Source organism: Paenibacillus sp. FSL F4-0087 (assembly GCF_038020215.1).
Lineage (GTDB): Bacteria > Bacillota > Bacilli > Paenibacillales > Paenibacillaceae > Paenibacillus > Paenibacillus taichungensis.
This window is the reverse complement of record NZ_JBBODJ010000001.1, coordinates 3,611,034-3,633,669: the sequence shown is the minus strand read 5'-3', so window position 1 is coordinate 3,633,669 and position 22,636 is coordinate 3,611,034. Positions and strand designations below refer to the sequence as shown.

The 22,636-nt window shown below is 45.9% G+C and carries 22 protein-coding genes and 1 other annotated feature; all 22 genes read right to left on the bottom strand.

Going from position 1 to position 22,636, the window contains the following annotated elements; translation table 11 throughout:
- Positions 1 to 22 precede the first annotated feature (22 nt).
- Positions 23 to 646, bottom strand: coding sequence for a 50S ribosomal protein L3 (gene rplC / locus MHB84_RS16600; protein WP_053779208.1), 624 nt, complete (start codon positions 644 to 646; stop codon positions 23 to 25).
- A 46-nt stretch (positions 647 to 692) separates the two neighbouring features.
- Positions 693 to 1,001: a 30S ribosomal protein S10 gene (gene rpsJ, locus MHB84_RS16595; protein ID WP_017692074.1), complete on the bottom strand. Its 309-nt coding sequence runs from the start codon at positions 999 to 1,001 to the stop codon at positions 693 to 695.
- Between the two features lie 434 nt (positions 1,002 to 1,435).
- Positions 1,436 to 2,626, bottom strand: coding sequence for an elongation factor Tu (tuf, locus tag MHB84_RS16590; RefSeq protein ID WP_076292167.1), 1,191 nt, complete (start codon positions 2,624 to 2,626; stop codon positions 1,436 to 1,438).
- A 98-nt stretch (positions 2,627 to 2,724) separates the two neighbouring features.
- The gene (gene fusA, locus MHB84_RS16585) at positions 2,725 to 4,803 is read right to left on the bottom strand and encodes an elongation factor G (protein WP_076292166.1); all 2,079 of its coding nucleotides are present in this window, start codon (positions 4,801 to 4,803) and stop codon (positions 2,725 to 2,727) included.
- Between the two features lie 47 nt (positions 4,804 to 4,850).
- Complete coding sequence (gene rpsG / locus MHB84_RS16580; protein ID WP_007432586.1) at positions 4,851 to 5,321, bottom strand: 30S ribosomal protein S7; 471 nt, start codon at positions 5,319 to 5,321, stop codon at positions 4,851 to 4,853.
- A gap of 87 nt (positions 5,322 to 5,408) precedes the next feature.
- Complete coding sequence (gene rpsL, locus MHB84_RS16575; RefSeq protein WP_056697677.1) at positions 5,409 to 5,831, bottom strand: 30S ribosomal protein S12; 423 nt, start codon at positions 5,829 to 5,831, stop codon at positions 5,409 to 5,411.
- 153 nt (positions 5,832 to 5,984) lie between these two features.
- Entirely contained in the window at positions 5,985 to 6,233 is a 249-nt protein-coding gene (locus MHB84_RS16570; protein WP_076292165.1) for a ribosomal L7Ae/L30e/S12e/Gadd45 family protein, read from the bottom strand.
- Positions 6,234 to 6,449: 216 nt separating this feature from the next.
- The gene (gene rpoC / locus MHB84_RS16565; protein WP_076292164.1) at positions 6,450 to 10,064 is read right to left on the bottom strand and encodes a DNA-directed RNA polymerase subunit beta'; all 3,615 of its coding nucleotides are present in this window, start codon (positions 10,062 to 10,064) and stop codon (positions 6,450 to 6,452) included.
- A 112-nt stretch (positions 10,065 to 10,176) separates the two neighbouring features.
- The gene (gene rpoB / locus MHB84_RS16560; protein WP_076292163.1) at positions 10,177 to 13,722 is read right to left on the bottom strand and encodes a DNA-directed RNA polymerase subunit beta; all 3,546 of its coding nucleotides are present in this window, start codon (positions 13,720 to 13,722) and stop codon (positions 10,177 to 10,179) included.
- A 392-nt stretch (positions 13,723 to 14,114) separates the two neighbouring features.
- A complete protein-coding gene (locus MHB84_RS16555) occupies positions 14,115 to 14,732 on the bottom strand; it encodes a class I SAM-dependent methyltransferase (RefSeq protein WP_076292162.1) in 618 nt (205 codons plus the stop codon).
- Between the two features lie 96 nt (positions 14,733 to 14,828).
- Complete coding sequence (rplL, locus tag MHB84_RS16550; RefSeq protein ID WP_076292161.1) at positions 14,829 to 15,191, bottom strand: 50S ribosomal protein L7/L12; 363 nt, start codon at positions 15,189 to 15,191, stop codon at positions 14,829 to 14,831.
- 72 nt (positions 15,192 to 15,263) lie between these two features.
- Positions 15,264 to 15,767, bottom strand: a complete 504-nt coding sequence (gene rplJ, locus MHB84_RS16545; RefSeq protein ID WP_076292160.1) for a 50S ribosomal protein L10 — start codon at positions 15,765 to 15,767, stop codon at positions 15,264 to 15,266.
- A gap of 23 nt (positions 15,768 to 15,790) precedes the next feature.
- Positions 15,791 to 15,939: a sequence feature (ribosomal protein L10 leader region), on the bottom strand.
- A 67-nt stretch (positions 15,940 to 16,006) separates the two neighbouring features.
- Positions 16,007 to 16,699, bottom strand: a complete 693-nt coding sequence (rplA, locus tag MHB84_RS16540; protein WP_024633597.1) for a 50S ribosomal protein L1 — start codon at positions 16,697 to 16,699, stop codon at positions 16,007 to 16,009.
- Positions 16,700 to 16,794: 95 nt separating this feature from the next.
- The gene (rplK, locus tag MHB84_RS16535; RefSeq protein ID WP_076292159.1) at positions 16,795 to 17,220 is read right to left on the bottom strand and encodes a 50S ribosomal protein L11; all 426 of its coding nucleotides are present in this window, start codon (positions 17,218 to 17,220) and stop codon (positions 16,795 to 16,797) included.
- A gap of 68 nt (positions 17,221 to 17,288) precedes the next feature.
- On the bottom strand, positions 17,289 to 17,822 hold the full coding sequence (gene nusG / locus MHB84_RS16530; RefSeq protein ID WP_024633599.1) for a transcription termination/antitermination protein NusG: 534 nt from the start codon (positions 17,820 to 17,822) through the stop codon (positions 17,289 to 17,291).
- Positions 17,823 to 17,844: 22 nt separating this feature from the next.
- Positions 17,845 to 18,036 (bottom strand): preprotein translocase subunit SecE, encoded by a 192-nt coding sequence (secE, locus tag MHB84_RS16525; RefSeq protein WP_024633600.1) that lies wholly within the window; start codon positions 18,034 to 18,036, stop codon positions 17,845 to 17,847.
- Between the two features lie 21 nt (positions 18,037 to 18,057).
- Positions 18,058 to 18,207, bottom strand: coding sequence for a 50S ribosomal protein L33 (gene rpmG, locus MHB84_RS16520; RefSeq protein ID WP_072735843.1), 150 nt, complete (start codon positions 18,205 to 18,207; stop codon positions 18,058 to 18,060).
- A gap of 304 nt (positions 18,208 to 18,511) precedes the next feature.
- Positions 18,512 to 19,156 carry an RNA polymerase sporulation sigma factor SigH gene (gene sigH / locus MHB84_RS16515; RefSeq protein ID WP_024633601.1) on the bottom strand — a complete coding sequence of 215 codons (645 nt, stop codon included), beginning with the start codon at positions 19,154 to 19,156 and terminating at the stop codon, positions 18,512 to 18,514.
- Positions 19,157 to 19,327: 171 nt separating this feature from the next.
- Positions 19,328 to 19,849 (bottom strand): NYN domain-containing protein, encoded by a 522-nt coding sequence (locus MHB84_RS16510; RefSeq protein ID WP_076292158.1) that lies wholly within the window; start codon positions 19,847 to 19,849, stop codon positions 19,328 to 19,330.
- A gap of 5 nt (positions 19,850 to 19,854) precedes the next feature.
- Positions 19,855 to 20,601: a 23S rRNA (guanosine(2251)-2'-O)-methyltransferase RlmB gene (gene rlmB / locus MHB84_RS16505; RefSeq protein WP_062329492.1), complete on the bottom strand. Its 747-nt coding sequence runs from the start codon at positions 20,599 to 20,601 to the stop codon at positions 19,855 to 19,857.
- Positions 20,602 to 20,687: 86 nt separating this feature from the next.
- Positions 20,688 to 21,224 carry a Mini-ribonuclease 3 gene (locus MHB84_RS16500; RefSeq protein ID WP_433956410.1) on the bottom strand — a complete coding sequence of 179 codons (537 nt, stop codon included), beginning with the start codon at positions 21,222 to 21,224 and terminating at the stop codon, positions 20,688 to 20,690.
- Positions 21,209 to 22,609 (bottom strand): cysteine--tRNA ligase, encoded by a 1,401-nt coding sequence (gene cysS, locus MHB84_RS16495; protein WP_076292157.1) that lies wholly within the window; start codon positions 22,607 to 22,609, stop codon positions 21,209 to 21,211. The genes MHB84_RS16500 and cysS overlap by 16 nt, the downstream gene beginning before the upstream one ends.
- Positions 22,610 to 22,636: the final 27 nt, after the last annotated feature.

Genomic DNA, 22,636 nt, shown 5'->3' with positions numbered 1-22,636 from the left:
GTGTTCCTCCTTTCTTCAGTGGTTATTTTTTCACCGTTTCTTTAACTTTAATGAGACTGTTTTTCGGTCCAGGAATGGAACCTTTCACGAGCAACACGTTACGCTCAGCGTCTACTTTAACTACTTCAAGACGTTGGATTGTAACAGTATCATGTCCCATGTGTCCTGGCAGGCGTTTGCCTTTAGGAACGCGGTTAGCTTGGATCGAACCCATTGAACCAGGGCCACGGTGGTAACGCGAACCGTGAGACATAGGTCCAGTGCTTTGTCCCCAACGTTTGATAACGCCGGCAAAACCTTTACCTTTAGAAACACCCGTTACGTCAACGAATTCGCCTTCAGCGAAAATGTCAGCTTTCAGTTCTTGGCCAACTTCATATTCTGCGATGTTGATACCGCGAACTTCACGAACGTAGCGCTTAGGGGCAGTGTTCGCTTTTTTAGCGTGACCTGCTTCTGGCTTGTTAGCATTTTTCTCTTTCTTATCGGAGTAACCGATTTGAATTGCTTCGTAGCCATCATTCTCAATGTCTTTCTTTTGCAAAACAACACAAGGGCCTGCTTCGATAACCGTTACTGGTACAACGTTACCCTCAGGTGTAAATACTTGAGTCATTCCGAGTTTTTTTCCTAAGATTGCTTTCATGTTGACACCTCTTTTCCTTTATACATGGTCTTTGTTGCAGCTTGTATTACAATTTAATTTCGATATCTACACCGGACGGCAGATCCAAGCGCATCAAGGCATCCACAGTTTGTGGAGTCGGGTTAACGATGTCGATCAAACGCTTATGTGTGCGTTGTTCGAATTGTTCCCGAGAATCCTTGTACTTGTGCACCGCACGAAGAATAGTAATGATTTGTTTTTCAGTAGGAAGCGGAATCGGACCGGATACACCTGCACCCGAACGTTTTGCTGTTTCAACAATTTTCTCCGCGGATTGATCAAGAATTCTGTGGTCGTAAGCTTTCAAACGAATACGAATTTTTTGCTTTGCCATTTTAGTCCCTCCTTCTATCGCCCAATTTTTTATCGGACATACTCCGTGAAAATTTTCTGGCCACTGTCCCATGGCAAAGGGGCCGGGTGTGCCAGTAACCTCTCACATCATCGCAACGTCACAGAACAACATTCATTATTATATAGAAAAGATGGGCATATTGCAAGCATATTTAAGAAAAACATTTAAACTAATCTTTTCTCATGAAATGACTTCGTTTAGTGCAGTGTTATCTCCAATATACATGTTGCCTTACCAATCCTTCTACATTCGTAAATGATGTTCATTTCGTATGACGCAGGTTCCGAAACTATTACATAATAAAAGAGTTCTTTATCCGATGTCGGATAAAGAACTCTTCCGAAGCTTCGTTACAGTACAATGTTACTCGTTCCAGCACACTGTTGCATATACTTACTCAGCAATAAGCTGAATTATTTTTGGATAGTTGCTACGGAACCTGCTCCTACTGTACGGCCACCTTCACGAATGGAGAACTTAGTTCCTTCTTCAATCGCGATTGGGGAGATCAGTTGAACAGTAACCGTGATGTTGTCACCAGGCATTACCATTTCAGTACCTTCTGGCAAGTTGATGATACCAGTTACGTCAGTTGTACGGAAGTAGAACTGTGGACGGTATCCAGTGAAGAAAGGCTTATGACGGCCACCCTCTTCTTTAGTCAAAACGTAGATTTGTGCAGAGAATTCTGTGTGTGGCTTAACAGAACCCGGTTTTGCCAAAACTTGTCCACGCTCGATTTGAGTACGATCAACACCACGCAGCAATGCGCCGATGTTGTCACCCGCTTGAGCGGAATCCAGCAATTTACGGAACATTTCAACGCCCGTAACTACGGATTTTTTAGTTTCTTCAGTAATACCAACGATTTCGATCTCTTCGCCGACTTTAACAGTACCACGCTCTACACGACCTGTAGCAACAGTACCACGACCAGTGATGGAGAATACGTCCTCGACAGGCATCAAGAAAGGTTTGTCAGTTTGACGCTCAGGCAGTGGGATGTAAGTATCGATTTCTTTGAACATCTCAACGATTTTTTGAGCCCACTCACCATCAGGGTTTTGCAGAGCTTCACGAGCGGATCCACGAGTGATTGGAGTATCATCACCTGGGAACTCATATTCGTTAAGAAGGTCGCGAACTTCCATCTCAACCAATTCCAACAACTCTTCGTCTTCAACCATGTCACATTTGTTCAAGAATACAACAATGTAAGGTACGCCTACTTGACGGGAGAGCAAGATGTGCTCACGAGTTTGTGGCATTGGGCCGTCAGCTGCGGATACTACCAAGATAGCTCCGTCCATTTGTGCCGCGCCAGTGATCATGTTTTTAACATAGTCGGCGTGACCTGGGCAGTCTACGTGAGCGTAGTGACGAGTGTCAGTTTCGTACTCAACGTGAGCTGTGGAGATTGTGATACCGCGCTCGCGCTCTTCTGGAGCTTTGTCGATTTGGTCGAATGCTACAGCAGCACCACCGTAAGTTTTAGACAATACAGTTGTGATTGCAGCAGTCAGAGTTGTTTTACCATGGTCGACGTGACCGATAGTACCAATGTTAACGTGGGGTTTATTACGTTCGTATTTAGCCTTTGCCATTTGAACGTGGCCTCCTTAAAATTATAATTTTATGTTTTTCACTAAATGAAGTGCAAAGAATTCATGACTCTTATGCACATTCATTCAATGAGAGAAAACTACTCGGTTCCTTTTGTTTTGGCAACAATCTCTTCAGCGATGCTCTTAGGAACTTCTTCATAGTGAGAAAGCTCCATGGAGAATACGCCGCGTCCTTGAGTACCGGAACGAAGAGTTGTAGAGTATCCGAACATTTCAGACAAAGGTACTTTAGCACGGATGATTTGAGCTCCACTACGGGAATCCATACCTTCGATGCGGCCACGACGGGAGTTAAGCATACCCATAACGTCACCCATGTACTCTTCTGGAACGGTTACTTCTACTTTCATGATTGGCTCAAGCAGAACTGGACTACATTTGTCTTTCGCAGCTTTCAGCGCCATTGATCCGGCAATTTTAAATGCCATCTCGTTGGAATCGACATCATGGTAAGATCCGTCTACGATTGTAGCCTTAACGTCAACAAGCGGGAAGCCTGCGATAACGCCGTTTTTCATTTGCTCTTCGATACCTGCAAGAGCTGGTTGAATGTATTCTCTTGGAACGGAACCACCGACAACCTTACTTTCGAACTGGCTGCCTGTACCCGGCTCGAGAGGTTCGAACTCAACCCATACGTGACCGTATTGACCACGACCACCGGATTGACGAACGAATTTACCTTCAACGCGCGCTGGTGCACGGAATGTTTCACGGTAAGCTACTTGTGGTTTACCCACAGTAGTTTCAACCTTGAACTCACGACGCATACGGTCAATGATGATATCAAGGTGAAGCTCACCCATACCTGCCAAGATTGTTTGGCCTGTTTCTTCGTCAGTATGAGCACGAAGAGTAGGATCCTCTTCAGTCAACTTACCGAGAGCAACACCCATTTTATCTTGGTCAGCTTTGGTTTTAGGTTCAACGGCGATTTCGATAACCGGATCAGGGAAGTTCATTGACTCCAGGATAACCGGATTTTTCTCATCACACAGTGTATCACCTGTACCAGTATCTTTCAAACCTACGGCAGCTGCAATGTCACCGGAGTAAACTTCAGTGATCTCTTGACGGCTGTTCGCATGCATTTGAAGGATACGACCGATACGCTCACGTTTGCCTTTAGTGGCATTCAATACATAAGAACCGGATTGAAGAACACCGGAGTATACGCGGAAGAATGTCAATTTACCAACGTAAGGGTCAGTCATAATTTTGAAGGCCAATGCAGAGAATGGCTCTTCATCGGAAGACTTGCGAATAGCTTCAGTTCCATCTTCGAGGTGACCAGTGATAGCTGGTACATCGATTGGAGCTGGCAAGTAGTCGATAACAGCATCCAACATCAGTTGAACACCTTTGTTACGATATGAGGAACCACAGATAACAGGGAAGATCTTAACATCTACAACACCTTTACGGAGAGCGCCTTTGATCTCTTCAATAGAGATTTCTTCGCCTTCCAGGTATTTCATTGTCAAATCTTCGTCCAGTTCTGCAACACGCTCGATCAATTCGTTACGGAGTTCCTCAACTTGCTCTTTGAATTCCGCAGGAATTTCTGTTTCTTCGATATTTTGACCAAGGTCATCTTTGTACATATGAGCCTTTTGTTCAACGATATCGATAATACCGATGAAATCATTTTCAGCGCCGATTGGAAGTTGAATCGCAACAGCGTTCGCTTGAAGGCGATCACGCATGTCAGATACAACGTTCAAGAAGTCAGCACCGATGATATCCATTTTGTTTACGTAAGCGATACGAGGTACGCCGTACTTGTCAGCCTGTCTCCATACGGTTTCGGACTGAGGCTCAACGCCTTCTTTCGCACTGAATACACCAACTGCTCCGTCCAATACACGAAGGGAACGTTCAACTTCAACAGTGAAGTCAACGTGTCCCGGGGTATCAATGATATTAACGCGGTGGCCCTTCCAAGCAGCGGTAGTCGCAGCGGAAGTAATCGTAATTCCGCGCTCCTGTTCCTGTTCCATCCAGTCCATTGTCGCAGCGCCTTCGTGAACTTCACCGATTTTGTGCGTACGGCCTGTGTAGAACAAGATCCGCTCAGTTGTAGTGGTTTTACCCGCGTCAATATGAGCCATGATCCCGATATTACGTGTATTTTTCAAGGAGAACTCTCTTGCCATGAATTGGGTCTCCCTTCAAAATTGAAGTTATTATTGTGAACTGAATCCTACCAACGGTAGTGAGCAAACGCTTTGTTCGCTTCAGCCATTTTGTGAGTGTCTTCACGTTTTTTAACGGAAGCGCCTGTGTTGTTGGAAGCGTCGATGATCTCAGCCGCCAAACGTTCTTCCATTGTTTTCTCACCGCGGTTGCGGGAGTAGTTCACGAGCCAACGTAATCCCAAAGAAGTACGTCTCTCTGGTTTTACCTCGATTGGTACTTGGTAGTTGGCACCGCCGACACGGCGAGCTTTAACTTCCAGGACTGGCATGATATTCTTGATTGCTGCTTCAAATACTTCCATCGGGTCATTACCCGTACGTTCTTGAATCAACTTGAACGCATTATACAGAATGCTTTGAGCAACACCGCGTTTTCCGTCGAGCATGATGCGGTTGATCAAACGAGTAACCAACTTGGAGTTGTATACCGGATCTGGCAACACGTCTCTTTTCGTAACTGGACCTTTGCGTGGCATGGATATCCCCCTTTCTTTCTTGTTGAGCCGATCCAACACTTTCAGATATTAATCCAAAAGGTATATAGGATCGCTACTTATAATGTTTTAGGCTTTTTTAGCTTTTGGACGTTTAGCACCGTATTTCGAACGAGCTTGCATACGGTTGTTTACGCCTGCAGTATCAAGAGCTCCACGAACGATGTGATAACGAACCCCTGCAAGGTCTTTAACTTTACCTCCGCGGATCAACACAACGCTGTGCTCTTGAAGGTTATGTCCGATTCCCGGGATATAAGCAGTTACCTCGAGACGGTTCGTCAAACGAACACGGGCATACTTACGAAGTGCAGAGTTTGGTTTACGTGGAGTCATTGTACCTACACGAGTGCAGACACCACGTTTTTGTGGGGCACTGATGTTAGTAGATTCACGTTTCAAAGCGTTGAACCCTTTTTGCAAAGCTGGCGATTTGGACTTATCAACTTTAGCTTGACGTCCTTTACGAACCAGTTGGTTAATAGTTGGCATGTGATTGCCACCCCCTTCCTCAATTGTTCATGTTTCTTTATAAACCTCATTACGCTAAGTCCACAGACCCAGGCGGTTCATAAAAAGACAAATGAAAAGTTTTTGCCTTGGAGAATCCCTAAAAGTTCTCGGACAAAAACGTTCCTTACTCTATCATTTTGCGACAGCAGCCATTGCTGCTCCCACTCCAATCCCGCAAGCTTTGCCGAGATTTTTCATTGTGTCCACTTTCGTGTACTTCACATTATGTTGTTCACACAAGGCAATGATTTTGGAAGTGAGCTGCGGATCACTATCTTCAGCCACATAGACTTCAGCAGCCATTCCTGACTGGACCATCCGCATGGTCTGTTTGGTACCAATTTTGACATGAGCATCTTGCAGACCTTTTTCATTAGACATTGTTCATTCCTCCGAATAGGACCATATACAATCAGCTGCCCACGCACCTTTGATATATTAGCATCTAGCGCAAGCAATGTCAATGCTAATCCTAAAACATTTATTTGCAAGTTTTGCTATACCGGGAAACGTCCGTCTGCATAAAACAGTCGTCCGCCCCCTGGCATACAAAACCTTAACTTATCCTATTCATCAGAATAAAGTTAGCAAATCCATTTAATCAACCGAAACTGGCTCAAGTTCTTCTACTGAAGATTGGCCATCTTCTGGCTCAGCAAATTTGATGCTGCGGTAACGGTTCATGCCCGTACCTGCAGGAATCAATTTACCAATGATTACATTTTCTTTCAGACCGAGCAACTGATCGACTTTACCTTTGATCGCTGCATCTGTCAGGACACGTGTAGTTTCTTGGAACGATGCCGCTGAGAGGAAGGAGTCAGTTTCCAGGGATGCTTTCGTAATACCGAGCAGGATTGGTTTCGCAACCGCTGGCTCTTTATCACTCAGAATCGCTGTTTTGTTAGCTCTTTCGTACTCATGCGTATCCACGAACGATCCTGGCAACAACGTAGTGTCCCCTGCATCGACGATACGGATTTTACGCAACATTTGACGGATCATAACTTCAACGTGTTTGTCATTGATTTCTACGCCTTGGTTACGATATACGCGCTGTACTTCCTGCAAAATGTAGTTCTGTACGCCACGTACGCCTTTAATGCGCAGCATTTCTTTTGGATCGATAGAACCGTCTGTCAACTCGTCACCAGCTTCAATTTCCATGCCTTCGCTTACGCGTACACGGGAACCATAGGTAACAGAGTAAACTTTGGATTCTGCTTCACCTTGAATTTCGATTTCACGACGATCTTTCGCCTCGCGAATCTCTTTGACAACACCATCAATCTCACTGATTGTTGCTTGACCCTTAGGATTACGAGCCTCAAACAACTCCTGGATACGCGGCAAACCTTGCGTAATATCGTCTCCGGCTACACCACCGGTGTGGAACGTACGCATTGTCAACTGTGTTCCTGGCTCACCAATGGATTGTGCTGCGATAATACCAACTGCTTCACCGATTTCCACGTGTTTACCAGTCGCCAAGTTACGACCATAACACTTCTTGCAGACACCGTGACGAGCACGGCAGCTGAGGACGGAACGGATTTGCAATTTGGTTACGCCAGCTTTGATGATCGCCTCTGCTTTATCAGAATCAATCAGCTCATTGCGATGTGCAATAACTTCTTTTGTTTCCGGATGACGAACAGTTTCGAAGCAGTATCTGCCTTCAATACGGTCGTAGAGATCCTCGATAACCTCTTTACCATCCTGGATACGACTTACCGTAAAGCCTTTATCTGTACCACAATCATCTTCACGCACAATCACGTCTTGTGCCACGTCTACGAGACGACGAGTCAGGTAACCTGAATCCGCTGTACGCAAGGCCGTATCGGCCAAACCTTTACGGGCACCGTGAGTCGAGATGAAGTACTCGAGTACCGTCAGACCTTCACGGAAGTTCGATTTGATTGGGAGTTCAATGATTCGACCGGATGGGTTGGCCATCAGACCACGCATACCGCCCAATTGGGTGATTTGTGATTTGTTACCCCGTGCTTTGGAGTCAACCATCATCATGATGGAGTTATAACGATCCATCGATTTCATCAGAATCTCGGTGATATCATCTTTCGATTTCGACCAGATATCAATGATGCGGTCATAGCGCTCTTCGTTCGTAATCAGACCACGACGGTACTGGTTCGTAACGATTTGTGCTTTTTCTTCCGACTGTCTAAGAATTTCGGTTTTCTCTTCCGGAACGATAACATCCGATACCGCAACCGTAATACCAGCGCGAGTGGAGTATGTGAATCCGAGTTGTTTGATTTTATCCAAAATAACGGCTGTTTCCGTTGTATGATAAATTTCAAAACAACGTGCGATGATCGAACCGAGATATTCTTTACCGACACCACCAGCCAAAGGAGCGTTCATAATCGCTTCTCTAAGGTCAGCACCCTTCTCATAAACAAATGAATGCTCAGCTGTACCCTGGTAAAGGTTCGCACGAGTTGCATCATTGATGTAAGGGAAGCTTGCCGGGAAGATTTCATTGAAGATGATTTTACCAACAGTAGTCAGCAACATTGCATCTTGTTGTTCATCGGTAAAGCTTGTTTTGCCAAGCGCTCTAACCGGAATCGCTACACGCGCATGCAAACCAGCAGTTCCACGTTGGTACGCGGATACAGCTTCGTTTACCGTGCGCAAAATCATACCTGTTCCTTTTTCTTCCTTGTTGTCCATGGTCAGGTAGTAAGAACCAAGCACCATATCCTGGGAAGGGGTAACAACCGGTTTACCGTCTTTCGGGTTCAAAATGTTACCTGATGCAAGCATCAGGATACGTGCTTCTGCTTGAGCTTCAGCAGACAATGGAACGTGCACGGCCATTTGGTCACCGTCAAAGTCGGCATTGTATGCCGTACATACGAGCGGGTGAAGACGGATGGCTTTACCTTCAACGAGAATCGGTTCAAATGCTTGAATACCGAGTCTGTGAAGCGTAGGGGCACGGTTCAACAGAACCGGGTGCTCCTTAATTACTTCTTCAAGAACATCCCATACTTCAGGACTTACACGCTCAACTTTACGTTTAGCGCTCTTGATGTTGTGGGCAAGCCCTTTATTTACAAGCTCTTTCATAACGAAAGGCTTGAACAGTTCAAGTGCCATATCTTTAGGCAGACCACACTGATACATTTTCAGGTAAGGTCCAACTACGATAACGGAACGACCCGAATAGTCAACCCGTTTACCGAGCAAGTTCTGACGGAAACGTCCTTGTTTACCTTTCAGCATGTGGCTGAGGGATTTCAATGGACGGTTACCAGGACCCGTTACAGGGCGTCCACGACGGCCATTGTCGATCAATGCGTCAACAGCTTCCTGCAGCATCCGTTTTTCATTTTGTACGATAATGTCTGGCGCGCCCAGGTCAAGCAAACGTTTCAGACGATTGTTCCGGTTGATTACACGGCGATACAGGTCATTCAGGTCAGACGTTGCAAAACGTCCACCGTCCAGCTGTACCATCGGACGAAGTTCCGGTGGGATAACAGGAAGTACATCCATGATCATCCACTCAGGTTTATTACCCGAGTTGCGGAATGCTTCGATAACTTCCAAACGTTTAATCGCACGGTTACGACGTTGTCCTTGTGCAGTGCGGAGCTCTTCCTTCAGGAATTCAAGCTCTTTATCCACATCAAGGTCTTGAAGCAGTTTTTTAACCGCTTCTGCACCCATGCCAGCTTGGAATCCATATCCGTATTTCTCACGGTAGCTGCGGTATTCTTTCTCGGACAACAGCTGTTTTTTCTCCAGTGGAGTTTCTCCTGGATCAGTTACTACATATGATGCAAAATAAATAATCTCCTCGAGAGATCTTGGAGACATATCCAAAGCGAGACCCATGCGGCTCGGAATACCTTTGAAGTACCAGATATGCGATACCGGAGCAGCGAGCTCAATATGGCCCATCCGTTCGCGGCGTACTTTCGCACGTGTCACTTCAACGCCACAACGATCACAGACAACGCCTTTATAACGGACGCGTTTGTATTTACCGCAATGACATTCCCAGTCTTTTGTAGGGCCAAAAATCTTTTCGCAGAACAGCCCTTCTTTTTCCGGTTTCAACGTACGATAGTTGATCGTTTCCGGTTTTTTCACTTCTCCGCGGGACCAAGAACGAATTTTTTCTGGGGAAGCAAGCCCGATCTTCATGTATTCGAAATTGTTGACGTCCAACAAGGAGCAACCCTCCTTAACCAAGTCCTGTATTCTAGGTTACGCCCCCTCCGGCCGAAGCCGGAGCAAGACGCGAGCCTGATGAAAAACGCCGGTCATCATGCGCCCGAAGCGGTTATTCCGCTCCGACCTCTGTACCCTCAAGGTTGAGGCTGAGCTTATCGCTCGCAGCGTCATCTTCATCGTCCATTTCTTTCATTTCAATCTCTTGCTCATCTTCGCTCAAAATCTTAACGTCCATACCCAAGCTTTGCAGCTCTTTGATCAATACTTTGAATGATTCAGGAACACCTGGTTCAGGAACATTCTCACCTTTGACGATGGACTCATACGTTTTCACCCGACCTACAACATCATCGGACTTAACAGTCAAGATTTCTTGCAGTGTATAGGCCGCACCATAAGCCTCAAGCGCCCATACTTCCATCTCCCCGAAACGTTGTCCACCGAACTGGGCTTTACCACCCAGAGGCTGTTGCGTAACGAGTGAGTAAGGACCTGTGGAACGAGCATGGATTTTATCATCAACCATGTGCGCCAGTTTGATCATATGCATGACGCCGACAGTAACTTCACGTTCGAACTCTTCTCCCGTACGACCGTCGTACAGAACGGTTTTACCATTTCGCTGCATACCTGCTTCTTCCATCGTATCGAAGACGTCATACTCCTTCGCTCCGTCGAATACAGGAGTAGCTACGTGAATACCGAGCTGCATGGCTGCCATACCCAAGTGAACTTCAAGTACTTGACCAATGTTCATCCGGGAAGGTACGCCCAGCGGGTTAAGAACGATTTGAACTGGTGTACCGTCCGGCAGGAAAGGCATATCTTCTTCCGGCAGGATACGGGCCACGACCCCTTTGTTACCGTGACGTCCGGCCATTTTATCACCCTCGGAAATTTTCCGTTTTTGAGCGATATAGACACGAACGAGTTGGTTAACACCTGGAGGCAGTTCATCACCGTTTTCACGGGTAAAGACTTTTACATCAACTACGATACCGTCAGTACCGTGAGGTACACGCAGGGAAGTATCACGTACTTCACGTGCTTTCTCACCGAAGATCGCATGCAGGAGACGTTCTTCTGCAGTCAGTTCCGTTACACCTTTTGGTGTTACTTTACCAACCAGAATGTCGCCAGCACTGATTTCAGCACCGATACGGATAATACCGCGCTCATCCAGATTACGAAGCGCTTCTTCCCCTACGTTCGGGATATCACGCGTGATCTCTTCAGGTCCGAGCTTAGTATCACGTGCTTCTGACTCATATTCCTCGATATGAATGGATGTATACACATCTTCTTTAACGAGTTTTTCGCTGAGCAAGATCGCATCCTCGTAGTTGTAACCTTCCCAAGTCATGAAAGCAACAACTACGTTACGTCCAAGTGCCAATTCACCCATTTCCGTCGAAGGACCGTCTGCAAGGATGTCGCCAGCTTTGACAACAGCACCTCTTTTGACAATCGGACGTTGGTTAATGCATGTTCCTTGGTTCGAACGCATAAATTTGTGTAATTTATATTTAACGATATCGCCTTTGACTTCTTGACCGTCAACTTCTTCAACACGACGCAACCAAATCTCATTCGCAGAAGAACGTTCAATAATCCCGTCATATTTGGAGACAATACATACACCGGAATCTTTCGCGGCTTTATGTTCCATACCTGTTCCGACCAGCGGAGCTTTAGGAATCAAGAGTGGAACGGCTTGCCGCTGCATGTTCGATCCCATGAGCGCACGGTTGGAGTCATCGTTCTCAAGGAACGGAATGAGCGCTGTAGCGACAGATACAACTTGCTTAGGAGATACGTCCATGTAGTCAACACGTTCACTCGGCATCGTAAGGATGTTATCCGACTGCTTGTTGTAACGTACGATGATCGCTTCTTCAGCAAAAGTACTGTCTTCATTCAGCTTCGCATTCGCTTGAGCAATTACATAGTTGTCCTCTTCGTCTGCTGTCAGATAATCGATTTGCTCGGTTACGACACCAGTCTTCGGATCGACCCAGCGATAAGGAGCTTCGATGAATCCATATTCGTTCACACGGGCAAATGTCGACAAGGAGTTGATCAAACCAATGTTTGGTCCCTCTGGTGTCTCGATTGGACACATCCGGCCATAGTGGGATGGATGCACGTCACGGACTTCCATGCCGGCACGCTCACGTGTCAAACCACCCGGTCCGAGTGCGGACAGACGGCGTTTATGCGTCAACTCACCCAGTGGGTTCGTTTGATCCATAAACTGTGACAATTGCGAGCTACCGAAGAACTCTTTAATGGATGCGATAACAGGACGTATGTTAATCAAAGCCTGAGGCGTGATTACGTTAGCATCCTGGATGGACATTCTCTCACGAACTACACGTTCCATACGGGATAAACCGATACGGAATTGGTTTTGCAAGAGTTCACCAACCGAGCGGAGACGACGGTTACCCAGGTGATCGATATCATCTGTGCTTCCGATGCCATGCAGAAGGTTAATGAAGTAACTGATTGAGGAAATGATATCAGCCGGTGTAACGTTCTTCACTGATTTATCAATGTTAGCATTGGCAATCAGTTTAACGACCTTACCATCCTCAATTGGTGAAAACACATCAATTGTTTGCATCGGGATATCATTGGCATCCAAAACGCCGTTAGCAACGTGATATGTGCGGAAACCAACACTCTTCTCTAGTTGCGGCATGATTTCATCCAACAGACGACGGTCTATCATTTGACCTGCTTCAGCGATAATTTCGCCAGTTTCGGTATCTACAAGAGACTCAGCCAAACGTTGGTTGAACAAACGGTTCTTGATGTGCAGCTTTTTGTTGATTTTGTAACGACCTACATTAGCCAGGTCATAACGTTTTGGATCAAAGAAACGAGCTACAAGCAAGCTTTTCGCATTATCAAGCGTTGGTGGCTCGCCCGGACGAAGACGCTCATAAATCTCAATCAGCGCTTTCTCCGTTGAATCCGTATTGTCTTTGTCCAGTGTATTGCGGATATATTCGTCATTACCGAGCAGATCCAGAATCTCAGCGTCTGTGCCAAAACCAAGTGCACGCAGGAGAACCGTCACCGGTATTTTACGTGTACGGTCGATCCGGACGTAAACAACATCCTTCGCGTCCATCTCCAGTTCGAGCCAAGCGCCGCGGTTAGGAATAACTGTAGCGGTATACGTTTTTTTGGCGTTTTTATCTACTTTAGTACTGAAGTAAACGCTAGGAGAGCGAACCAACTGGCTGACAATAACCCGTTCCGCACCATTAATAATAAATGTGCCGGTGTCGGTCATCAGCGGGAAATCTCCCATGAATACTTCCTGCTCTTTGACTTCGCCGGTTTCCTTATTAATGAGCCGGACTTTGACCCGAAGCGGTGCTGCATAAGTAACGTCACGCTCTTTCGCGTCGTCTACTGTATACTTCGGTTCACCGAGACTGTAATCGATAAATTCCAAAATCAAGTTACCTGTAAAATCCTGGATCGGCGAGATATCCTGGAACATTTCGCGCAACCCTTCCTCCAAAAACCAATCGTAAGATTTTTGTTGGATCTCAATCAGGTTCGGAACTTCGAGTATCTCGTTAATTCGTGCATAACTGCGCCGAGTGCGTCGACCATATTGAACAAGATGTCCTGCCAACTTAAACTCACCCCTCAATGTCTACTCACTTTAAAAATTTCGTTGCGAACCTCTGTTTGTAACCTTATAATGGTACACATACAGAGCAAAGCAATGCATCCACAAATAAAGAAAAGCCCTTACTCGAATGTCGTTCGAAAAAAGAGCAACTTTGATCGGCGGATGTCTTTCCAAATCATACTTATCCCCAGTTTGCCCAAAATGTACATATTATACGCCAAACGTAGGCATAATAAGCCCGTTCGGCGTAAAAAAGGTTGACATTTTTAGTTAGCTAAAGCCAAATAGGGCATCTTAATACTGACATTTTACAATAATACCACGACCTGAATTTCAAGTCAATAGTCCTATTGCAAAAAAAATGCTGCCCTGCTTACTTTACAAATTAGGATTTAGCCTAAAGGCGCCTCTTCCAATTTTACCGCTTTGAAAATTCGGTAGCCTTTATCCTTCGTTACTTCCTCCACTCGTCCAAAGAGAGATTCCAGCTTCGCTTTTGCCGAAGGTGCCCCCTGCTTTTTCTGAATGACAATCCATAACGCTCCGCCCATCTTCAAATGACCATAAGCCTGTTCAAAGATCGTGTGTACGGTATCCTTACCCGCACGGATCGGAGGATTGGTTAGAATCGCGTCAAAGTCTTCCTTTTTAACTTCAGCCAGAAGATTGCTTTGCATAACTGTTACATTCGTTATGCCGTTCGCTTTTGCATTTTCCTTGGAAAGCTCAACCGCTCTCTCATTGATATCGATCATGGTGACATGTCCATCCGGTACAAGTTTAGCTGCCGTAAGACCAATGGGTCCATATCCGCAGCCCACATCCAGTACATGAGCTCCAGCAGGCAACTCTATAGCATCAATCAACACTCTGCTGCCGTAATCGATTCCGTTTTTGGAAAATACCCCTGCATCCGTAACGAGTCGTAATTTCCATCCGCGTAGCTCCGCTTCTGTAGCCCGTCTGTCATGTGCCACTTGCGGTTTGTCCGAATAATAATGATTGGACATGTCCTCACTCACTTTCCTTATACAATTACAGCAACAAACCCCTTGATATAAGTCAAGGGGTTTGTTGTTTTGTTCATCTAGCTAATGAAAGCTAAATTATTTAACTTCGATTGAAGCGCCTGCTTCTTCAAGCTTAGCTTTAACCGCTTCTGCTTCTTCTTTGCTTACTTTTTCTTTCAGTGGTTTTGGAGCGTTGTCAACCACTTCTTTTGCTTCTTTCAGGCCAAGACCTGTGATTTCACGAACTGCTTTGATAACGTTGATTTTGGAAGCACCAGCGCTAGTCAAGATTACGTCGAACTCGGATTGCTCAGCTTCAGCTGCAGCAGCTCCGCCACCTGCAACAGCTACTGGAGCTGCAGCAGTTACGCCGAATTCTTCTTCGATTGCTTTAACGAGATCATTCAATTCCAGTACAGTCATGCCTTTGATTGCTTCCAAGATTTGCTCTTTACTCATGATTGAACCTCCATATATAATATTATTTTTTTGTATTTCATCACTGCCTAAGCAGCATTCAGATCAAGTTGCTTACGCGCCTTGTTCTTCTTTTTCAGCAACAGCTTTAACCGCAAGCGCGAAGTTGCGCACTGGCGCTTGAAGCACGCTGAGGAGCATAGAAAGGAGACCTTCGCGGGATGGCAATTCTGCCAACGCTTTGACTTCTTGTACTCCAATTACGCGACCTTCTACAACTGCACCTTTCAATTCCAGTGCATCGTTCTTTTTCGCGAAGTCGTTCAGAATTTTGGCTGGAGCCACTACGTCGTCTACGCTGAATGCAATTGCACTAGGACCTGTCAGTACTTCGTTAAGTTCTGTCAGTTCTGCTGCAGCTGCTGCGCGGCGAAGCAACGAGTTTTTCAGCACTTGGAATTCGATTCCGGCTTCACGAAGCTGCTTACGCAGCTCAGTTACTTGGGCAACGTTCAAACCGCGATAGTCAACAACAACGCTAGTAGCGCTCTCGCGCAATTTTGCTGTTACTGCATCAACGGACTCTTGTTTTGCTTGAATCACTTTTGCGTTTGCCAAACTGTACACCTCCTGATCAAATTTATCCCATTAAGAAAAGCCTCCGTAGAATCACGAAGGCTTGATATATACTCATAACCGATTTTCATCGTTCTAAGTTCTATAATCACACCTCGGCAGGAAATTAAGCCATAAAGGCACCTACTGTCTACGGTAAGCATATTCAAATGTCAACGGTCAGTCACTCGGACTCACAACTTTTATAGATTATCAGAACAGGACAAGCCTGTCAAGTGATATTATCTAAAAGATGCTGCGTTCACGCGTGCGCCAGGGCCCATCGTTGAAGAAAGACTTACATTCTTCAGATAAACACCTTTTGCTGCCGCCGGTTTAGCACGAGTCAAAGCATCCATGAGAGCTTTAAGGTTCTCATTCAATTGCTCTGCTGAGAAAGAAGCTTTACCGATCGGTGCATGAATTTGACCTGCACGATCCAGACGATATTCGATTTTACCGGCTTTAATTTCTTGAACAGCCTTGGATACATCGAAAGTTACCGTTCCGGCTTTAGGGTTAGGCATCAGACCTTTACCGCCGAGCAGTCGGCCCAATTTACCTACTTCACTCATCATGTCCGGTGTCGCTACGCAGACGTCGAATTCGAACCAGCCTTGTTGGATTTTGTTGATCATGTCTGCATCACCAACATAGTCCGCGCCAGCCGCTTCCGCTTCTTTCGCTTTGTCACCTTTTGCAAATACCAATACGCGTTGTGTTTTACCTGTGCCGTGTGGCAAGACAACAACACCACGTACTGCCTGGTCTTGTTTACGTGGGTCAACGCCCAAGCGTACTGCTGCTTCGATAGTTTCATCGAATTTTGCAGTGGCTGCCTTTTTCACAAGCTCTACAGCTTCTGAAGGCTCGTAAGTTGCTTCGCTGTCAATCAGCTTAGCAGCTTCCAGGTATTTTTTACCGTGTTTAGCCATGTTATATTCCTCCTTTGTGGTGTTAGCGGATATACCTCCCACATCAACCGGCCGCGAATCGGCCGGCTTTACGAAGCCATGTTTCAGATGAAAAATTAGTCTTCGATGGTGATACCCATGCTGCGGGCAGTACCTTCGACCATACGCATTGCAGACTCAACGTCAGCAGCATTCAGGTCAGGCATTTTTGTTTCCGCGATTTGACGTACCGCATCACGTTTAACGGTAGCGACTTTTTTCTTGTTCGGTTCGCCGGATCCTTTTTCTACTTTAGCTGCCACTTTCAACAGAACTGCTGCTGGTGGAGTTTTAGTAATGAAAGTAAAGGAACGGTCTTCGAATACTGTGATTTCAACAGGAATAATCAATCCCGCTTGATCGGCTGTACGAGCGTTGAACTCTTTACAGAATGCCATGATGTTGACACCTGCTTGACCCAAAGCTGGACCTACCGGAGGCGCTGGATTCGCTTTACCTGCTGGAATTTGCAGTTTTACCATTTTAATTACCTTTTTTGCCATGATTGACACCTCCTTGCAAAATAGTGGTTAACGGGCCTCACAGCCCTCCCACAAGAAACTTGAAGAGACTATATCTTCTCCACTTGCGTGTATTCCAACTCAAGCGGTGTTTCCCGTCCAAACATGTTCACGTGCACTTTCAACTTGCTTTTGTCTACCAAGATTTCTTCCACGGAGCCCACAAAATTCGCAAAAGGACCAACTTTAATACGTACGGATTCCTTAATATCGAATTCAATTTTAGGCTTCGGCTCAACCATGCCCATGTGCTTCAGAATTTGTTCCACTTCTTCAGGCAGCAAGGCTGTTGGTTTGGACCCGGAACCTGTCGAACCGACAAATCCCGTAACACCTGGCGTGTTGCGAACAACATACCAAGAGTCATCCGTCTGGACCATTTCCACCAAGACATATCCGGGGTAAACTTTACGCATAACGGTTTTTTTCTTACCGTCTTTGTTTACCACTTCTTCTTCCATAGGAACAAGAACGCGGAAAATCTTGTCTTCCATGCCCATGGACTCTACGCGTTTTTCCAAATTGGCTTTGACCTTATTCTCATACCCTGAATAGGTATGAACGACGTACCATCTTTTTTCCATATCAAGCCACCTGGGACCCTTCTTAAATAATCGCTTCGATCACAGCGGAGATGCCGATATCAACGACCCAAAAAAACAGCGTCATAACCACAACAGTACCAAGAACGATCAATGTGTAGTTGGTCAGCTCTTTACGATTAGGCCAGCGAACTTTTTTAAGTTCAGCCCAGCTTTCAGAGAAAAAGGAAATCAGAGATTTGAAACTACGTTTCACGCCGACTACACCTCCAAAAAACTATCTGGTTTCGCGATGAGAAGTCTGCTCGTTACAAAACTTGCAAAATTTCTTCATCTCCATGCGGTCGGGGTGATTACGCTTGTTTTTTGTCGTAGTGTAATTTCTTTGTTTGCAGTTTGTACAAGCCAAAGTAATAATTACCCGCATGATGTACACCTCCCGAAGACTTCCACATTCAAGCGGAGTCTCTAAATTGATCCTAAAAAAAAGCCGCGAATTTAGGCCTACCTAAAACACTTTATCATAAGGGTATAACCATGTCAATGAAAGAATAGCCTTTCATCAATGGGTAAAAAGTTCCTATCAAACACATTCAGTTTCTCATCTCTGTTTTTCTCTTCTCCTGCATGGACCAAGCGATTACTAGTATAATCATTCTTTAACTTTATAAACTTGAGGCAGCAAAAAAAGACTCAAACCCCGAGCCTTTTCCGTCAACGACAACATGTGTTCAATTATCTCGAACTTCCAGGTACTTTTCAAGTTTACGCTTAACGCGCTGAAGTGCATTATCAATGGACTTTACATGCCTGTCCAAATCTACTGCAATCTCTTGATAAGATCTCCCGTCCAGATACAACATCAATACTTTACGTTCCAGATCACTCAGAATCTCAGACATCTTATCTTCCAGGCCCACAAACTCTTCCTGATTGATGATAAGTTCTTCCGGATCGCTGACCTGTGTTCCACAAATCACATCGAGTAACGTACGATCGGACTCTTCGTCATAAATAGGTTTGTCCAGTGATACATAAGAATTAAGCGGAATATGCTTCTGACGTGTTGCTGTCTTGATTGCCGTAATAATCTGTCGTGTAATACACAACTCGGCGAAGGCTTTGAAAGAAGCGAGCTTGTCCCCTTTAAAATCTCTAATAGATTTATAGAGTCCAATCATTCCTTCTTGAATGATATCTTCCCGGTCAGCCCCAATCAGAAAATAAGATCTTGCCTTGGCGCGTACAAAGTTACGATATTTGTTAATCAAAAACTCCAGCGCTTCGCTTTCACCTTCACGGACCGCTTCGACAATGTCTTCGTCACTTTGGTAATCATACTTGGATAACATGATATCTTTGAGGTCGACACTCACAGACAATCCCTCCGGCTGCAACGCAAGGTACCCCGTTACTCTACTCTATGAAATATAGGATCAGTATATATGATGGTACCTCACACCGTCAACCACGCTCTGCCTAAAAAAGAACATCAATAACATAATTGTCAAGAGTTTCAAAATTCTAATTTTTGTAAAAGCGTGCTGTTATTCCCGGCGCCATCGCTCAAATTGCTTCAAAACATCCGGACTTAACTTGCCGCCGAGTGTATTTCGCGTTGCTTTAGCTTGATCTTCTTCCAGACGTTTCTGTAACTCTTTTTCGTTCTGCTCTACTTCGATCAGCAATTCCCTTGCGGATACACGCAGAGCTCCTTGTCCAAAAATGACATGCTGCTCTACCATATCGCTTGTAGCCACATAGATTTGGCGTCTTCGCGTGCTTAGTTCCCGAACGAGTCTCTCAATGCATTCGTCTGCCGTCTCTTTTTCCTTTGTAAAAAAGATCTGCACTTTGCTCTGTGTAAAGGATTTACCGAGTCCAGGCACGAGGTAGGCGTCAAAAACAACAATGACTCTCCGGCCAGAGAATGCCTGATAGTCGGCTAGTCGAGAGAGAAGCCTGTTGCGGGCCTCCTCCAATCCACTCTCCGCCAATCTAGATAGCTCCGGCCAGTCACCAATCATGTTGTACCCGTCTACAAGAAGCACATCACGGGAATCAGCCATATCTTCTAGTCCTGCGCTTGGCGCGAGCGGAGCACTTCATACATGACAACACCCGCTGCCACGGAAGCATTCAGGGAATTAATCTGACCTTGCATCGGCAATTTGATCAGCACATCACATTTCTCACGAATGAGTCGTCCCATTCCCTTGTTTTCGTTTCCGATCACGAGGGCTACTGGGCCTGTAAAGACTCCGTTACCAAACACGCTCTCCTGAGCAGCCACATCGGTACCTACGACCCACACACCCTCTTCCTTGAGACGGTCAATGGTTTGACCCAGATTGCTTACACGAGCCACTGGCACATACTCCACCGCACCTGCTGATGTTTTGGATACGGTCACTGTAACTGCAGCTGAACGCCGTTTAGGTACAATGACACCATGTGCACCTGTGCAGTCAGCCGTCCGCAAAATGGATCCAAGATTATGTGGATCTTCAATCTCATCCAACAAAATCAAAAATGGATGTTCATTTTTTGCAGCCGCTGCAGCAAGAATGTCCTCAACCTCCACATAAGCGTAAGGAGCCGCTTGTGCTACCACGCCCTGGTGTTGAATGCCCGGAACCGTTTGATCCAGTTTACGCTTGTCCACGTGTTGAATGACAATCCCTAGTTTTTTTGCTTCCGCAATAATGGGCTGCGTCAAATGTTTTTGCGCTGTATCTGCAATCCATATTTTATTAATGGTCCGGCCTGAACGCAGCGCCTCCGTCACGGAGTGTTTACCGGCGATCCATTCTTCTTCCATCTTTGCTCGATCCTCTCTATAACGCCCTGTCATACACTGCACCCTATTCGGCACATCTTACAGAAGCGGCTTTGTTGTAATTTATATTATTTTGTCGGTGATTGCGAATGTTCTTCCGCATGCTGGATGCCCTTGCGAATTAATTCAATCATGCGATCATGCCGACCACTGCTATACAGGTAACCGATCAGACACTCCAAAGCTGTGGCATGTCTATATTCCAAAACATCTGCGTTTTTGGGAATACTGCCAGACTTGGCATTACGACCTTGTCTGACAATGTCACGTTCTTCCTCGGTCAGCTCAGCCTCAATACCTGTGAGAATACGGCTCTGTGCCTTCGCCGATACCAAACCCGTCGCACTACGATGTAGATGGTTGGGACGCATATTGGCTTTGGACAACAGATACTGGCGTACGGCTACCTCATATACCGCATCACCAATGTAAGCGAGAGCGATGGGAGGAATTAACCGTGCAGGCCGAGAGGGTGGATAAGGAAACCACCCTCCCTGGTCAACGCTCAGAGATTGTTCATCTGTCTGTTGTTCCTCCCGTTGCTCGGCATGTTCGACGGTTTCAGACAACTTTTTCAGTTGTTCTTCGCTCATTTGCGGCGCCATCTCATTCCTTGAGCTGTATCCTCAAGCAAGATGCCCTGCGCAGACAGTTCATCCCGAATTTCATCAGCCCGCGCCCAGTTTTTGGACTTGCGCGCTTCGTTACGTTCTTCAATTAGACGTTCGATTTCTTCGTCCAAAAGCTCCGGTTCAGCCTCGGTATAGATGCGAAGCACCGCATTCAGCTCACTGAATAATTCCAGCAGGGCGCGAATGTCCGCAGCGTTTACCACATCTTGCTGCAACAGTTGGTTAGCTTCCCCAGCCCATTCAAAAAGTGCCGTAATCGCATCAGGCGTATTGAAGTCGTCCTGCATTTTCTCATGATACTGCTGACGAATCTGCTTCAGTCTCGTTGCAAACTCTGCTGACACAGCCTGATCCACGCTCACAGCTTGCAAGCGATGATTAAGGTTACCTACAGCATTGGCAATCCGGTCCACACTATTCTGTGCCTGTTCCATCGTATCTTCAGTGAAGTTCAACGGATTGCGATAGTGAGTAGACAACATGAAATAACGAATGGCTTCGCGTTTATATTGATTGCGAAGGTCTTTAACAAGCACTCCGTTACCGAGTGATTTCGACATTTTTTCGTTATCAATACGAATAAATCCGTTATGCATCCAGTAGTTTGCCAGTGGTTTACCAGTCAACACCTCGGATTGAGCGCATTCGCACTCATGGTGAGGGAACTGCAAATCCTGTCCTCCGCCGTGAATATCCAACGTATCCCCCAAGTATTCCCGTGCCATGGCAGAGCACTCGATATGCCAGCCCGGACGACCATCCCCCCATGGACTGGACCAGAATATCTCACCTGGCTTCGCAGCTTTCCAGAGTACGAAGTCTTCCGGATGCTCTTTGCGCTCATCTACACCAATGCGGATTCCAAACTGTAATTCCTGAAGGTTTTGCTTAGATAATTTCCCGTACTCCGCGAATTTGCCTGTACGATAATATACGTCACCGCCATTTTCATAGGCGAAGTCCTTTTCAACCAATTCACGGATAAAATCAATAATGAGCGGCATGTTTTCCGTCACTCTTGGATTACTGCTTGCCTTCGGAATACCCAGCCCTTCGAGATCCTCGTAGTAAGCTGCAATAAACTTTTCTGCGACATGAGGAACATCCGTACCAAGCTGCTCGGCCTTGCGAATGAGTTTGTCATCCACATCCGTGAAGTTCACGACATAGTTCACTTCATGACCTGTCTGTTCCAGGTATCCGCGAACCGTGTCGAAAAAGATAACTGGACGTGCATTCCCGATATGAATGTAATCATATACTGTCGGCCCGCACACATACATTTTCACTTTCCCCGGCTCTTGAGGAACAAAATTCTCTTTGGTACGACTCATCGTATTGTAAATTTGAAGCGTCATAGTCACTTTCCTTTCATCCGTTTCCAT

Coding starts and splice junctions, on each gene's coding strand:
- rplK (WP_076292159.1), bottom strand. CDS start 17,220: ATGGCAAAAAAGGTAATTAAAATGGTAAAACTGCAAATTCCAGCAGGT.
- MHB84_RS16570 (WP_076292165.1), bottom strand. CDS start 6,233: ATGTCTAATGAAAAAGGTCTGCAAGATGCTCATGTCAAAATTGGTACC.
- MHB84_RS16555 (WP_076292162.1), bottom strand. CDS start 14,732: ATGTCCAATCATTATTATTCGGACAAACCGCAAGTGGCACATGACAGA.
- nusG (WP_024633599.1), bottom strand. CDS start 17,822: ATGGAAAAAAGATGGTACGTCGTTCATACCTATTCAGGGTATGAGAAT.
- fusA (WP_076292166.1), bottom strand. CDS start 4,803: ATGGCAAGAGAGTTCTCCTTGAAAAATACACGTAATATCGGGATCATG.
- tuf (WP_076292167.1), bottom strand. CDS start 2,626: ATGGCAAAGGCTAAATACGAACGTAATAAACCCCACGTTAACATTGGT.
- rpsL (WP_056697677.1), bottom strand. CDS start 5,831: ATGCCAACTATTAACCAACTGGTTCGTAAAGGACGTCAAGCTAAAGTT.
- rplA (WP_024633597.1), bottom strand. CDS start 16,699: ATGGCTAAACACGGTAAAAAATACCTGGAAGCTGCTAAGCTGATTGAC.
- rlmB (WP_062329492.1), bottom strand. CDS start 20,601: ATGGAAGAAGAATGGATCGCCGGTAAACACTCCGTGACGGAGGCGCTG.
- rplL (WP_076292161.1), bottom strand. CDS start 15,191: ATGAGTAAAGAGCAAATCTTGGAAGCAATCAAAGGCATGACTGTACTG.
- rpsG (WP_007432586.1), bottom strand. CDS start 5,321: ATGCCACGCAAAGGTCCAGTTACGAAAAGAGACGTGTTGCCAGATCCG.
- cysS (WP_076292157.1), bottom strand. CDS start 22,609: ATGACGCTTCAAATTTACAATACGATGAGTCGTACCAAAGAGAATTTT.
- MHB84_RS16500 (WP_433956410.1), bottom strand. CDS start 21,224: ATGGCGCCGCAAATGAGCGAAGAACAACTGAAAAAGTTGTCTGAAACC.
- rpmG (WP_072735843.1), bottom strand. CDS start 18,207: ATGCGGGTAATTATTACTTTGGCTTGTACAAACTGCAAACAAAGAAAT.
- rpsJ (WP_017692074.1), bottom strand. CDS start 1,001: ATGGCAAAGCAAAAAATTCGTATTCGTTTGAAAGCTTACGACCACAGA.
- rplC (WP_053779208.1), bottom strand. CDS start 646: ATGAAAGCAATCTTAGGAAAAAAACTCGGAATGACTCAAGTATTTACA.
- MHB84_RS16510 (WP_076292158.1), bottom strand. CDS start 19,849: ATGGCTGATTCCCGTGATGTGCTTCTTGTAGACGGGTACAACATGATT.